We start from the raw sequence: 15,683 nt of genomic DNA, 5'->3' as shown, positions 1-15,683 counted from the left end.
TATGATTAAAATAAATACTTATTTTAAAATTGCATGCTCTGCTTTAGCAATATTTCTGCTAACATCATGTGGAGATGATGATGACAGCACATCACCCGCACCTATAACGGCTAACTTCTCTAGCACCGATGCCGGCATCAATGATACTGAGCCTTTGGAGGTGAAAATCATTTTTTCTCGTGCTGTAAATTTTGATGGTAGCATTGAACTTTCTTTATCTGACACAGATTTAATTTATGGTGAAGACAATGATTTCTACACAGACCCAGCTACGGTTGACAACACATTAACTTTACCATTTGTATCAGGAGACCAAGAAGTTAGCTACTTGGTATATGCTTCATCTAACTTACAGATTGAGGAATCTCATAAACTTACTTATGAAATTCTTTCTACTAATGACAATTTTAGCATTGGAAACAACAGCTCTATTTCAATAGAATTTTCGGAAAATTATACTTCTCAAGAAGGCGTGTTGTTACTTAATGCCGGCAGTGACTTCTCTAATCAGGTATTTGCTGACTTTAGTAAAAACACCACTAGCACTGTTTCTGTAGAATCGTGGGACTTAGGCTTTTACTCAGGAGAGAGCAATAATGTGCTTCTTAACGGTGCAGGATATGTAATGGCAAGACCAATAGATAAAACAGACCTCACCGCAGTTACCAGTGATGATACCGTGGGCTTTGCTACTCAAATGGTAGTTCCTAATTACATGTCTACAGATGCCAGCCAGTGGATAGATGATCAAAGTGCCGACCTCTCTAAAACTGCTTTTGGAACCATATCTTCGTCAGAAGAAAATGCTACGGTATTTATCGTTAAAAGAGATGGAAACAGCCGTAACTGGAAAAAAGTTAAAATTTTCAGCAATGCCAACACTTATACTATCCAGCATGCTGACATTGATGCTACAACATTTACTACAACAGAAATAGCAAAATCTAGCACACATGACATCATCCCATTTGACTTAGATAAAGGGGTAAACACTGAAGTACCACAATCAGATAGCTGGGATATTATGTATAGCAAATACTCTTTAAGATACCCATATCAAGGAGGAGAAATTGTTTACGGATTCTTAGACTATATTGTTATAAATACTGGTAATGTACAAGTAGCGTCAGTAGAAGTTACAGAACAGGTTACTTACGACTCATTCAGTAAAGCTGATGCCGCTAGTTTACAATTCAATTACGCAGCTAGTTCTATAGGTTCTTCATGGAGAGAAACTCGTCCGTCTGCACAAGTACTAAAAAATATATTTTACGTACTTCAAGATTCTAAAGGAAACTTCTACAAAATTTCATTTGAGTCTATGACCAATAATGAAAACGAAAGAGGACATACATCATTAAAATATAAGCTTCTTCAATAATGAAAAAACTCCTTTTAATTACATTATGCGCATTTTCCATTAAAGTATCTGCGCAAAACAAACAGGACGTCAGCTCCATCAAAGCCATGTGTGGGTGCTACCGTGTAAGCTTCAATTTTGCAGAGACCTTCTCTCCTGACTCAGCTTATACCTTTCATGCCAATTACCAAGCCGAGGCCTTAGAGTGGGTAACCTTAGCAGAAGAAGATAAGAAGAAACTATCGCTCCAGCACTTGCTAATAGTGAACAAAAGTATGGTGATTAAACACTGGAGACAAGACTGGCTTTATGAAAACGAGGCATTGTATGAATATGAGAAAGACAAAACCTGGAAAAAGGTAAAGCTAACTCCAAAGCAAGCCAAAGGAACATGGACTCAAAAAGTATATCAGGTTGACGATGGTCCTAGATATGAAGGCGTAGCCTCTTGGGTACACCTCAATAACAAAGATTATTGGGAAAACACCACGGATGCTCCTCTACCTAGAAGAGAATACACTAAAAGGCACGACTATAATGTTATGGGACGTAAAACCCGTCATGAAATCATAGAAAATGGCTGGATTCATGAGCAAGATAATGCTAAAATATTGAGAGAAGATAATAACGACACAGTATTAGCATATGAAAAAGGCATGAATTACTACACCAAAGTAGATGATCAAAAATGTAGTGCAGCCAAGGAGTATTGGGATAAAAACCAAGAATACTGGGCGTTAGTTAGAGCTACTTGGAATGACATTTATGAAAAGCAAGATGTGCTAAAATTAAAAACTAAAGTCGAAAATGAATTTCTATATCAGAGATTGTTCGATTTAGCATCTGATTATAAATCAGAAAACAAAGAAGCTTCTAAAAAAGCTATACTCGAGGCAATTACGCCTTTTATAATTCAAGCCGAGCCATTGGCTCAACAATAAAACCAAAAGTCCTCATTAGCCAGCAAGTATTAGGTTGCTGGCTAAGCGAGGCACTATCCAAATTCTATACTACTCTACGCCTTCCCACCACGCATTAAAAGTAGCAGTTTCATCATCAAGATTTACTAATTGCCCTATAATAGGCGTAATCATGGGTATATTATAACCTTCTGAAGCATTGAGCTTTTTTAATTCCTTCAGTGGTTCGTCCCAAGCGTGCATAGCTAATGCGAACTTGGACGAGTGTACTGGAAATATTCTTTTTGCCCCTAAGTCTTTGGCCGCCATTAAGGTTTCATGCGGCAACATATGAATAGCATGCCATGCTATGTTGTACTGTCCGTTTTCCATAAATGCTAAATCAAACGGGCCATACTTTTCTCCTATATTTTTGAAATGCGTATCATAACCACTATCCCCGCCTATGTATACTTTTTTTGTAGGTGTTTTCAATACATAAGATCCCCATAAAGTATTGTTTCTTTTAAAGCCTCTGCCAGAAAAATGCCTTGTCGGTGTCATATATATATCAAAACCGCTATCAAACGTAACGCTCTCATACCAATCCTTTTCCTCAATTTGTTCTTCAGAATAGCCCCATCTTTCAAAGTGAGCCCCTACTCCTAATCCACAAATCACATGTTTTACATGGTCTTTCAGCTCTTTGATTGTCTCATAATCTAAGTGATCGTAATGATCGTGGCTTATAAACAAATAATCAATATCTGGTAAATCACTAACCTTATATCTATCTGTGCCAGCAAATGCCTTTACTGTACCCGGTACTGGAGAGGCACTCCCACTAAATACAGGATCTACTAAAATTCTTTTGCCATCTATCTGCATAAAATACGATGAATGCCCAAACCAAACCAACACATTATCTGACTCCTTAAGCGATTTAAGATCCTTCTTGGTACTAGGAATAGTATCCTTAGGCTCTTTTCTAGGCATTTTTTTAAATAATTGATCGCTCAAAATACCCATCATAGAATAGCCTTCGGTAAGCGTAGGTGTATGACTTTTATTCTCAAAAACACCCGCTTTAAAGTGTGATGAAGCCTCCATTGCTGCTAACCTTTTCCCCTCTGGCTTACCTCCAAATTTTGCTTGGCGCATATAAAAAAAAGTAATAGCAGCTACTATTACTACGATACTAAATAATACAATCATCATCCATTTAAAAAACTTAAAAACTCTTTTCATCTTATTTACATGTTAGCTGCCGCCTTAATATCTGCCACTTCAAGCACATTTTTGCTGTATTTATTTTCTACTACATTGATCATAGCCGTTCCTATTTCTTTAATAGTACATGCAGGAAAGAATAACTTCATTACAGGATATAGTACTTTGATGTATTTGTTATAACCTCTAAACTGTTGCTGTTCTGGGTATGGTTTCATAAGGCCCGGGCGGAAGCAGAAAACACTTTTAAATGGTAATTTCATTAAAGCATTTTCAGTTTTACCCTTTACCCTTGCCCACATAGCTTTGCCTTTTTCAGTACTATCAGTGTGTGCCCCAGAAACAAAATTGAACACCATATGATCATTTTGAAGTACTGCACGTGCAAATACCATGGTTGTATCATACGTAATTTGATGATATTCGTTTTCTGTTAGCCCAACAGCACTTTTGCCCGCGCAGTAGAAGCAGGCATCATACCCTTTAAGTTGAGGATCGGAATCAGACAATTGCAAAAAATCCTCTACAATATAATTTCTTATTTTAGGATGGGAGTGGTCAATAGGTTGGCGGCTTACCATCAACACTTCTGTAATAGAAGGGTGATTAAGGCAAGTCAGCATCACACCCTCTCCAACCATACCGGTTGCTCCTGTTATTATTACTTTCATAATTTACATCATTTGACAAGTAAAATAACTGGTAAAAAAATTAAGTCACTTTGTTGTACAGCTCAATCTGTAATAGCTGAATAAATAATTTTACAAATGGACTTTTGAAACGATACTACTAAGCAGTAGTTAAAACAGAGGCTACTTTATCTTGAATTTCTTTAAGTGAAAACGGCTTTTCCAAGTATGCATCGGCCTGAGCATCGGCTGCTAACTTCTCAATATCTTTACTAGCCGTAAACAAAATAACTGGTACTATATGGTGCTCTGGATGATTCTTTACTAGCTGAGTAGCTGCTACACCTCCTATTTCCGGAATCCAATTATCCATAATAATCACATTTGGAGAATGCTTTTCTATTTCTTCTATTACATAATCACACCTATTATTAGTAAATACATTAAATCCTTTACTTTCTAATATGTGCTTACATATCTCCAAGATATCTTCATCATCATCAAATACCAGAATGGTCTGCTTCATGTGGCTAAATTTCCTCTGTTAGGTAGCTAATAAACAATATGCTTTAATTTAAAATCTTATCACTATTGTGAAAAAATGATTATTACAGCGTGTAATAGGTCATTTATGCTTATAACATGAGTAGTTGAAAAAGGTTATCATTTTTTTTAAGATTTAATGGGCAAAGTAAAATAAAAAGTAGAACCTCGGCCTTCTTCACTCTCTACACCTATTTTACCATCGTGCCTTGTAATGATCTCTGTGCAGATATAAAGTCCTAAACCTAGCCCTTGAAATTGCTTAGAAGTTTTCTCTACCCTAAAAAATCTATCAAAAATAAAGGGTTTCTTGCTTTCGGCTATACCAATGCCTTTATCTGTAACTGATATCTTTATCTCTTCTTTTAAATGACTTATCTCTACCGTTACCGAATTAGATCCTGGGGAGTATTTTATTGCATTAGAGAGCAGGTTACTCACCACTTGCTCTAACCGTGTTTTGTCTCCGTAAATAGGTGTTTTAAGATCACCAACTATATCTATGCAGTGTTTTTTAGACTGAACAGCAAACTGCTCCACACAGTCTTCTATAATATCACCACAAGTAATATGCGCAAAAGAATAAGCCAATTTCCCTGATTGTATCTTTGAAACATCAAGCAAATCATTGATAAGAGTTGTTATTTTATCTATTTGTAAATTGGCCTTATTCAAAAAATATTCGGTCATATCATAGGCTTCATCAGCAAGAAATTGTTGAATAATCTCAATACTTCCTTTAATACTAGTCAAAGGTGTTTTTAACTCATGCGAAGCAATTCCTATAAACTCATCTTTTTGGTGCTCTAGCTCTTTAATTTTGGTAATGTCTCGTGAAAATGACACAATCATTTCTATCTGTTTACCCTCACCATATATCGGTACCACGAGGACATCCCACCACTGGAGCTTATCTTTCACTAATTCGCGCACCCCCTGAAAATGTCCCACATTTCCATTCTTTGCCATCAAAAAAGCCTCTTCTGCTGATTTCATATACGCTCCTGACCACAGCTCCAGCCAGTTTTTACCGTCCAATTCGTGGATGTCCTCAAGTTTTAAGGCTTCGAGACCATGCTGATTAACAGATAAAAGCCTACCCTCTGTATCTATGGCTTTAATGATATCTGGCGAGCTCTCCAACAGCGCTTTATTATATTGATTTGTTTTTCTCAGCTCCTCTTCAACATCTCGTAAATCGGTAATATCAGTATTAGTTCCGAACCAATTAGATATTCCTCCTTCTCTATCCTTTATGGGAATAGCGCGCGATAAAAACCATCTATATGTGTTATCTTTATTTAGTAATGGAAATGTATCTTCCCAGGTTTCTCCCGCCTCTATAGCCTGTTTTAGCTTTGCTTCTACCTTCTTGCTATAATCTGGATGAATTAATGACAGCCAATGCCAAGATTGTGTTTCGTCAAATGTCTTTCCTGTAAATTCATACCACCTATTATTAAACCATATCACTTCCCCTTTATCATTAGTTCTCCATACTAGTTGGCTAATGTTATTGGCTATCATATGAAAACGCTCTTCGCTTTCCTTTAGGTCATTTTGAAACTTAATAACAGGAGTCATATCAAATATAGACCCCACCATACGTATAGGTTTTTGAGCCTCATTATACATTACAAAACCTCTATCTAAGACATGAGCCACTTCGCCATCAGCCTTTTTAAACCTATATTTTACCGACCAAAAGGTTTCATGATTTCCGGTAAGCTTTGATATAGCCCTTTCGATTTCCTTAATATCTTCTTCATTCACCCTTGAACGCCACCATTCATATTTGCTCTCGCCTTCACCATGCTTAAAGCCAAATGACTCATAAAGGCTTTCATTCCACCACACGAAATCCTTTTCCATATCCCAATCCCATACAATATCACGTGTAGCCATGGCCACCATCTTTAATCTGGCATCACTGTCCTTCAACCGCTCCTCTACCATCTTCTGTTGATGAATATCGGTATTGGTTCCAAGCCAAATTTTAATTTTACCTTGAGCATCATATAAAGGCATGGCTCGCCCCAAAAACCAGCGATATTCGCCATCGTACCTTCTAAGCCTATACTCTATTTCGTATGGCTCACCACTATCTAAGGAGCGCTGCCAAACTTCGATAGTTCGACTCAAATCATCAGGGTGATGTATATTCTGGTCTTTCCAGCCCCAGCCCTCGGTGTCTTCTACTCCCTTAATATAATCATACCAGCGCTGGTTAAAATATATAATATTACCTTTCCTATCAGAGATAAAAGCCATTTGCGGCATGGCTTCAGCATAAACTTCAAATGTATTTCTTTCTAAAGTTTGTTCCGTTAACTTATCATTTTCGGCATTAATTAAAGTCAACTCGATCAGGGCTGCATGCCCATATAAGGCCGAAGTGACGCCCACAGTATAACTGGTACCATAACTCTCAGCAATAAACTCAGAGTGAATATTATTACCTAAATTACTTAAGGCTACCAATACCGTATTAGTAAATAAAAACAAATCGGCATCACTAGTGCCTTTATAGTTTATGCCTAAATTCTGATTAGAAATGAGCAACGATAGTGCTTCATTATAAATCCAACCTTCACCATTAGTGGGCACCAATAGTTGCGGAGATTTAGTATTGAGTAACAGGTAAACCTGTGCCTTTAATGATTCAGGCCAATTATTTAAGTGCCCCCATGAAGTTTGTTCCCAATTATACTCCGATATCTCCTTACTCATCCCTACCCCTTCAGGCAAAAAATGCTTTACCTGGGCTACTGCTCCAATTTCATCTAACTTCATAAAGGTATCTTTTAGCAATGCCTATCATTTTTATGAGATAAACATTTATATATCAACATGCAAGGTACAGCGAAAACATTACTTATTTTCACAAGTCATTAGTTATATAAACAAAAGAGCCACCAGCAAAAACTAGTGGCTCTTTTATGTTAACCAAAACATGTGTTAATTGTTAATTTTATCAAACTTGAGGATAAAGGTAGTACCCACATCTTTTTTACTATTTACATGAATATCTGCATGATGAGCCTTTAAAATACCTTTTACAGTACTCAGGCCAATGCCCATACCTTCTAACTTATTGGTGTAACTGCTGTTAAAAATTTTTGATATATCTGCTTTTGCTATTCCACAACCGTTATCAGCAATGGACAGCATAATTTTATTATTTCTTTCAAAAACTGCAATGGTAATTCTTCCTTTACAGCGCTCTACTGCCTCTGCTCCATTAACTATCAGGTTCAATATAGCAATACGTAGGCGTTCTTTATGCGCCCAAATAAAACACTTCTTTTGATACTCCTTCACCACGTTGATACCCGTAAGGAATATCCGATCTTGAGCCATTACTAAGGCTTCATCAACCACTTTCGAAAGATCCACACGCTCAAAATGCCCGTTTACATCTTCATGCTCTGATAACAATTCGTTTACTAACTCATTAATTCTGAAAGTACTGCGTTGAATTATGCCAATGTAATCATTTATATCCTCTGCCTGTGGGCTATGATTCATCTGACGCTGAACCAGCTCCAGAGTAAGGTTGATATTATTTAACGGCCCTCTCACTTCATGGGTAATAGTTCTGGCCATACTTCCTTTCATAGAAAGCTTTTCTGATTCAATTAAAGCACTAATAGCTTTATTCTTTTCAGTTACATCTTCTAATGTGCAGATTACCTGAACAGCATGCCCCACCTTATTCCTTTTAAAAACCTTGCCTCTAAAATGTACATTCCTATACTTGTTAGAAGTGGTACGCAGTCTGTATTCTACTTCCTGAATAGCGGAATCATCAATTCTACTAAAATTGAGTAAAAATGATAAGAAATTTTTACGGTCTTCATCGTGCACCAAATAAAGGAGCTCTTCTTTATCCATCGCTTCAAGAATGGTAGAAGGATAACCGGTAATTGTAGAAGTATCTTGATTAATATATTTAATGGTACCAGTCTCCAAATCAAACAATATGACTATATCAGGGATAGTTTCTGCCACTTTACTTAAAAAATGAGTAGCATCATCCAAACTTCTATATTGCGGTTTACTCCATTCCGTAATGTCAGTAACGAGCCATATGCTATCTATAGGCCTCCCTTGATAGTTCTTTTTCATCCTTCCTGCACCCAAAACCTCCCGCACTTCACCATCATCATGCACCACTTTGTATTTCATTAAGAAGTCCGTTCCCTTATCCATACATTCTAAAATACGATTGGCCACCTCTGCCCTATCGTCCTGATGGATTCTTTTCATCCAACCATCGCTAAAGCGTTGTTCTTCTTCACCTGAAAAGCCTAAGATCCGCACAGCTTTTTTATCCCAGTTCGTACGATTGTCCTGCCAATTCCACCGTCCCATGCCGGTCTTGGTGGTATTTAATAAAATCTTAATTATTTCATTGGCCTCTTCCAACCTGCCTTGTTCATACTCTAACTCCTGCTCTACTTGCTTTCGTTTAGTAATATCTTCAAAGCATAAAGCCAAGCCATCTCCTAACTTAAGCGCAGACCAATGAAACCAGCCATTATAACTAGGGCCTATATACAGCCGTTCTGTATTCACCACTCTATTATAATCAACTACAGATACGAGCTGATTAAATATATGGTCATCTTTAATACTCGGAAACAACACGCCATAATGCTCCCCTATTACATTACTACCATATATTTCTTTACTCACTTCATTTTGAAGTATAATTTCAAAATCCTGAATAATACCCTGTTGATCTCTTATACTTTTAAGAATAAGCGTACCATGTAAAGAGGCATTAAATACAGCATCAAACAGCTCTCCAGACTGCTTAAGCTTATTAATATATTCGGCATAAGCATCTGCCCTGTTTTTATTTCTCCAAACTATTTTGCCCAAGCACAATACCTGACTCACCTCACAAGCATCATTTAATCTATAAGGTATATGTTTAAGCTTATACCAATGATATTCCGAGTCAGCTCCTTTAAGCCTCACCTGTATTTGTGCTGTAGACTCAGGCTTCATGTGCTGGCAGGCTTTCAAATGCTCTAGGTAGCTGTTTTGGTCATCAGGATGAATGGCATCATCAAAAATAGAAGCTTCACTCTTATATATATATAACTTGTCGTGCCCCAGGGTTTCTACGGCCTTCTGATTCGCAAAGGTTACTTTAGGCACATTGATATCTAGTATCAAAATGAAATCATCTGTGTGTTTTAACAATGAACTCAACAGGTAATTTCTTTCTTCTACTTCTGTTGTCAATTTCTCGTCTAAAGTAAAGGGAATCTTTGGCATAAAGTTTTTAAAAGTTTGTCGATACGCTGTAATTATTATGTTAATTCATACTGTGCTTCACCCCTCTTCTATACCTTTTACAGCTGCACTTATTAGTAGTTAATTTTCCCTAATATAATGATTATTATCTAACACCGCTTATTTCGATAAAAATTAAATCAAATGATTATTTAAAGCCCTTGAAAATCAATTGCAATCGATTCAGATTTATATTATGATTTAATAAAGGGTGATTTCAACCATAAGCTTGTTTTTTTTACAGATTCGTATTTTTAAAATAAAAAACGAAATTCCGTATTACTTATACGATTTAATGAATTATTTACTGCCTCCGTAAAATTTAGAATTCGTATGAATACTAGAAATGAGATAAAAATATCGTTTTAATATTATGAATTATTCAAACGGAAATATTACTTTGTAACATAATTAAGGAAGTCCCTCATTCCTCAGACTAAAACCTACAAACATTACTGATATAACATTTCTAAAGTATTATTAATGTTGTTTTAATTTAAAATCTATGTATTAATCAACGGTTACACATTGATTTTAAGCTGGATGTATTTTATAAGTTAATATATAATAAAAGGTTAATTAAAAGCTTTTGAAACATTACTATTATGGATGTGTTAAGGTTTAGATTTTCCATTAAATTACAGTATCGTAAATTTAATTTTGAACAAAACATTAAACCATCGGTTAGAAAACCTGTTATCTGAATTGATTGAAAAATCAGCAGTATGAACACATTTTCAAATAATAGAATAGCTTTTAATTGAGCGGTTAATAAAATGAAGTTTAAATAAAATACGGTAGCTATGAAGTTTTTAATTTTTTTAAGGTCTGTGGACAAACGCTACACACATAAGTTGGAGATCACTCATTATTAATAGTTGGCTCAATGAAAAAAGATAGAATTTTATTAATAGACGATGATGAAGCTATGAGATGGCTCATCAAAAAGATGCTAGAAAAAGATTTTGAAGTAGATGCCTTCAGTCATGTGGGCAATGCTTTAAAACACATGAGTAAATATGGAAGTCCTGATGTAATCATTACCGACATACATTTACCTATTATTGATGGCAAAGATTTTCTGGCAAATTTAAAAACCAATGGTCTTTATGCCGGCATTCCGATAATAGTGATATCATCAAGGCAAGATGAAGAGACAAAGAAACAATGTCTTGAGTCTGGTGCTGATGATTATTTGGTAAAACCATTTAATCCTGAAAAACTTATTCAGGTTATCACTAAACTGATAGATGATAAGAGAAAGCAGAGTATTAATATATGAAAAACGATAATATATTGAATTTTCACCAAATGAAAAGCTCCACGTCCAATGCACAAACCAAGCATGCAGGTACTAAGGCTAATGTTCTGTTTATAGGGGCATGCGATAACCTTTGCCTAGATTTGAGGCTAGAAGGATACTATGTCAACAACATAGAAAGTCCGCTAGAAGCTTTAAACTGGCTGAAGTCTGCTATTTCTAGTGATTTACCTGAAGTAATAGTGGTCAACTCCAATATTAAAATTGCTGCTCTACTACCCTTCCAGGATATTAAATCTACTCTTCTGCAAGATGTACCAATGATATTTCTGGCAGAACAGTTTGACGAAAAGGAAAGAGATCAAGCCATAAGAATTGGTGCTGAAGACTATTATACAGATAGCATTAGCGCCAAAGATTTAGGAAGAAGAATTGATTTCTTAAGTAAGTTAAAAGAACTAAGCAACGAAAAACAAGAGGAAGTAGGTCAAGAACCTGTAGCAGTACTCCATAATAATGACTCGTTTAAAATGTGGTCATTAAAGAGAGCCTTTGACATTTTCGTTAGTGCCACTATTTTATTATGCATTAGTCCTATTTTGTTGATTATTGCGTTAGCCATTAAATTAGACTCTAAAGGGCCTATATTCTACATTTCGAAAAGAGCAGGTAAAGGTTATCAAATTTTTGATTTCTACAAATTCAGAAGTATGCGACAAGATGCCGACAGCTTGGTTGAGAAGATGAAGCATATGAACCAATACGGTGCTAATGGTGACGGATCATCAGACTCTGTGTTTTTCAAAGTTAAAAACGACCCTAGAATAACCAAACTAGGTGGATTTCTAAGAAAAACAAGTTTAGATGAGCTACCACAATTATTTAATGTCTTAAAAGGAGATATGTCTTTAGTAGGCAATAGACCTCTCCCTCTTTACGAAGCTGAAAAATTAACTCAAGACCAATGGGCTTTAAGATTTTTAGCTCCTGCTGGCATTACAGGATTATGGCAAATTACAAAAAGAGGTAAAGATGATATGTCTGAGGAAGAAAGGGTTTCTTTAGATATGGAATACGCAAGCAAAAATTCATTCATTTACGATATGAAAATTATGCTAAAAACTCCAACAGCCCTCATTCAAAAAGAACAAGTTTAATTAACTAACAAATATCAAACCTTTGGAATTTATTTTCTTAATAATAGAAATTGTGTTACTGACATATTTCTGTTACGCAGCATTATATACTTTTATATTTTCGTTTTCAGGCCTTTTTTACCGTAAACCTAAGCATACCAATAACCCTAAAAAAAATAAGATTGTAGTATTTATTCCTGCTTATAAAGAAGATGGAGTAATATTTCAAGTAGCAGAAAAAGCTTTAAACCAAACCTACGATAAAGATTATTATGATGTAGTCATTATTGCAGATACTCTACAGCAAAGCACATTAGACAACCTGGCTACACTTCCGGTAAGGACAGAAGTAGTATCATTTGAAAAAAGCACCAAGGTAAAAGCTTTAAACGAAGCAATGAAAAGATGTGGTGATGTTTACGATTATGCTGTAATACTAGACGCTGACAATGTGATGGACCCTGGCTTCATTTCATTAATCAACGACATTCACTTACAAGGTCATGATGCTATACAAGGACATAGAGCCGCAAAAAATGAAAATAATACCTTATCATTCCTCGATGGCTTAAGTGAAGAAATTAATAACAGTATTTTCTGTAAAGGAAGTACTGCACTTCATTTATCCGCATCATTAAAGGGATCTGGTATGTCTTTCAAATATTCTACTCTAAAAAGAATATTAGGCGAAATGGTTTCTATAGGAGGCTTTGATCGTGAGTTAGAATTAAGACTAGTAAACGAGGGCACAAGAGTTAAATATGCTAAAAATGCTGTAATCTATGACGAAAAAGTAGAGCAACAGCAGGTTTTTGAAAACCAAAGAACAAGGTGGATTTCTAGCCAGTTCTATTATCTTAGAAAATATTTCTGGAGAGGAGTTAAGAGTCTTTTTCAAGGGAGAATTACATATTTAAACAGCTCTTTGTTAAGAAATATTCAATTGCCGAGGCTTATTAATATTGGCTTACACACCTCTCTAACATTTTTCATTTATTTATTGAGTTTTGAATTTCCCCAATATTTCCACCCTGTATATTGGCTTATAACATATGCCATACTAGTACTAGGCGTATTATTGGCTATACCTAGAAGATATTACAATTATCAAATGATAACTTCCATCTTCATGTTACCAGTAATTTTTTGGAAAATGTTGAGGATTTTATTTAAACTAAAAGGAGCGAATAAGACTTTTATTCACACTCCTCATAGCACCAACAACTCTAACGATTAAATAAAGAAAAATGCCTAAGCCTTTAATCTCCGTTATTACCATCAATTATAATAACGCTGAGCTCACTAGGGATTTCCTTTTAAGCTTCAGAAATGTAACCTATGATCCCATTGAGGTCATAGTAGTGGACAATGGGTCTCAAAACGATCATATAGATGCAGTAATAAAAGACTTCCCTGAAGCCATATTTATAAAAAGTGAAGAAAACCTTGGTTTTGCAGGAGGTAATAACTTGGGCATTGACAAAGCAAAAGGTGAATATTTCCTTTTTATCAATAATGATACAGAGGTAGAGCCTGGTTTTATCCAACCACTAGTAGAGGCGCTAGAACAAAATCCAAAAATGGGTATTGCTTGCCCTAAAATCCTTTACTTTGACACTAACATTTTACAGTATGTAGGTAGTGGTGCCATTAACCCTTACACTGGCCGAAGTTTTAGGCAAGGATTTAAAGAAGAAGACAAAGGGCAACATGATACTTCTATAAAAACTGAGCTAGCACATGGTGCAGCCATGATGATACCCAGAAAGGTAATAAATGAAGTTGGAAAAATGCCAGAGATTTTTTTCTTATATTACGAAGAAATAGATTGGTGTGAAAGTATTAAAAGGGCAGGTTATGAAATTTGGTACATTTCTAACTCAAAGGTTTTTCATAAAGAATCGATGTCTATAGGGCCAGCTTCTCCGTTCAAGACCTATTACATGACTAGAAATAGGCTGATTTTTCTGCGTAGAAACACTAAAGGCCTTGCAAAGCTTTCGTGGATTGCCTTTTACTCATTCTTTTCTATACCTAAGAACTCAGTAAAGTATTTGCTGAAAGGAGAAAAGGAGCATTTAAAAGCTTTTTGGAAAGGGGTAACTTGGAACCTGACACACGCTAACGTAAAAAAAATCAATACAATTCAAAAATAGCCTAACCTTAATAGCCGTTAAATGAGAATAGGTATAGAAGCACAAAGACTTTTCCGGAAAAATAAACACGGAATGGACATAGTGGCTCTTGAGTTAATTAAGGGTCTTCGAAAAATAGATCACCAAAATGAATACTTCCTTTTTGTAAAAGAAGACGATGACCAAAAGCTTTTTGTAGAGCAAGAAAACTTTCATACTGTAGTATTAAAGAAAAGCCCCTACCCTATCTGGGAGCAATCTCTACTACCCAATGCCGTAAAAAAATATAATCTTGACTTATTGCATTGCACCGCCAATACTGCTCCATTGAATTGTGATGTACCTGTGGTATTAACCCTTCACGATGTTATATTCCTTGAGAGCATTAACCTATCAAAAGGAACATGGTATCAAAGGTTTGGTAATCTTTATCGAAGATGGAATGTTCCTCGTATTATTAATACTGTTGCAAAAATTACAACAGTATCTAATTATGAAAAAGAAAACATCATCAATTACTTCAAACTTGATCCTAACCGTATTCAAACCATCCATAATGCAGTAGGCAATCATTTTAAAGTAATTAATGACAATACCGTACTTGAGCCTATTCGCAAGAGGTACCAGTTACCAGAAAAATTTTTATTCGCCTTTATAAACAAAGACCCTCGTAAGAATACTGTTAATATTCTAAAAGCGTACTCAAAACTTATAAAAAGTGGTTATGACATCCCCTTATTTGTATCTGATACGCACCCGGGTTATGTAAATACTATTTTGAATGAAATTGGGCATCCAGAACTTAATGACAAAATCATTAGCACAGGCTACCTAAGTAATCATGACCTTCCATACATATATAATTTAGCATCTGCATTTATATTTCCATCTACTAGAGAAAGTTTCGGAATACCGGTGCTTGAGGCTATGGCCTGCGGAACACCCGTAGTCACTTCCAATATATCATCTATGCCAGAAATTGCTGGTGATGCTGGAATTTTGGTTGATCCGTTTGATTCCAATGCTATCGCTCAAGGATTAAAAAAATTGTTAGATGATGAAGACTTCTACGAAGCATACAGACAGAAATCAATAAAGCAAGCTGAAAAGTTTAGATGGGAAGAAACTGCACGCAAGTGCATAGAAATTTATAAGGAAGTACTTAAAAACAATTAACTTCATT

At 35.6% G+C, this 15,683-nt stretch carries 12 protein-coding genes; 7 read left to right on the top strand and 5 right to left on the bottom strand.

Annotated elements, in window-relative coordinates; genetic code table 11:
• Position 1 precedes the first annotated feature (1 nt).
• Positions 2-1,381, top strand: a complete 1,380-nt coding sequence (locus ACXACQ_RS15510) for an HmuY family protein (protein WP_474976873.1) — start codon at positions 2-4, stop codon at positions 1,379-1,381.
• Positions 1,381-2,301 carry a DUF6607 family protein gene (locus ACXACQ_RS15505; protein ID WP_474976872.1) on the top strand — a complete coding sequence of 307 codons (921 nt, stop codon included), beginning with the start codon at positions 1,381-1,383 and terminating at the stop codon, positions 2,299-2,301. Before ACXACQ_RS15510 ends, ACXACQ_RS15505 begins: the two co-directional genes overlap by 1 nt.
• Before the next feature lie 69 nt (positions 2,302-2,370).
• On the opposite strand, the gene ACXACQ_RS15500 is transcribed toward ACXACQ_RS15505, so the two are convergent.
• The 5 genes from ACXACQ_RS15500 to ACXACQ_RS15480 form a co-directional block, all read right to left on the bottom strand.
• Complete coding sequence (locus tag ACXACQ_RS15500) at positions 2,371-3,507, bottom strand: MBL fold metallo-hydrolase (RefSeq protein ID WP_474976871.1); 1,137 nt, start codon at positions 3,505-3,507, stop codon at positions 2,371-2,373.
• A 5-nt stretch (positions 3,508-3,512) separates the two neighbouring features.
• Positions 3,513-4,160: an NAD-dependent epimerase/dehydratase family protein gene (locus tag ACXACQ_RS15495; RefSeq protein WP_474976870.1), complete on the bottom strand. Its 648-nt coding sequence runs from the start codon at positions 4,158-4,160 to the stop codon at positions 3,513-3,515.
• A 118-nt stretch (positions 4,161-4,278) separates the two neighbouring features.
• Positions 4,279-4,644: a response regulator gene (locus tag ACXACQ_RS15490; RefSeq protein ID WP_474976869.1), complete on the bottom strand. Its 366-nt coding sequence runs from the start codon at positions 4,642-4,644 to the stop codon at positions 4,279-4,281.
• A 146-nt stretch (positions 4,645-4,790) separates the two neighbouring features.
• Positions 4,791-7,454, bottom strand: a complete 2,664-nt coding sequence (locus ACXACQ_RS15485) for a PAS domain-containing sensor histidine kinase (RefSeq protein ID WP_474976868.1) — start codon at positions 7,452-7,454, stop codon at positions 4,791-4,793.
• A 165-nt stretch (positions 7,455-7,619) separates the two neighbouring features.
• On the bottom strand, positions 7,620-9,950 hold the full coding sequence (locus ACXACQ_RS15480; RefSeq protein ID WP_474976867.1) for a PAS domain-containing protein: 2,331 nt from the start codon (positions 9,948-9,950) through the stop codon (positions 7,620-7,622).
• A 904-nt stretch (positions 9,951-10,854) separates the two neighbouring features.
• Between ACXACQ_RS15480 and ACXACQ_RS15475 the strand changes: the two genes are divergently transcribed.
• From ACXACQ_RS15475 to ACXACQ_RS15455, 5 genes are read left to right on the top strand one after another with little or no spacing between them, the layout of a single operon-like run.
• Complete coding sequence (locus ACXACQ_RS15475; protein WP_474976866.1) at positions 10,855-11,250, top strand: response regulator; 396 nt, start codon at positions 10,855-10,857, stop codon at positions 11,248-11,250.
• Positions 11,247-12,386, top strand: coding sequence for a sugar transferase (locus tag ACXACQ_RS15470; RefSeq protein ID WP_474976865.1), 1,140 nt, complete (start codon positions 11,247-11,249; stop codon positions 12,384-12,386). Before ACXACQ_RS15475 ends, ACXACQ_RS15470 begins: the two co-directional genes overlap by 4 nt.
• Positions 12,387-12,438: 52 nt before the next feature.
• On the top strand, positions 12,439-13,602 hold the full coding sequence (locus ACXACQ_RS15465; RefSeq protein ID WP_474976864.1) for a glycosyltransferase family 2 protein: 1,164 nt from the start codon (positions 12,439-12,441) through the stop codon (positions 13,600-13,602).
• 10 nt (positions 13,603-13,612) lie between these two features.
• The gene (locus tag ACXACQ_RS15460; RefSeq protein ID WP_474976863.1) at positions 13,613-14,521 is read left to right on the top strand and encodes a glycosyltransferase family 2 protein; all 909 of its coding nucleotides are present in this window, start codon (positions 13,613-13,615) and stop codon (positions 14,519-14,521) included.
• Positions 14,522-14,542: 21 nt separating this feature from the next.
• Positions 14,543-15,676, top strand: a complete 1,134-nt coding sequence (locus ACXACQ_RS15455; RefSeq protein WP_474976862.1) for a glycosyltransferase family 4 protein — start codon at positions 14,543-14,545, stop codon at positions 15,674-15,676.
• Positions 15,677-15,683 lie beyond the last annotated feature (7 nt).

It is taken from the genome of Fulvivirga sp. AWR4_260 (genome assembly GCF_056158185.1).
The sequence above is the reverse complement of the archived record's forward strand: the minus strand, read 5'-3'. Positions and strand labels throughout refer to the sequence as shown.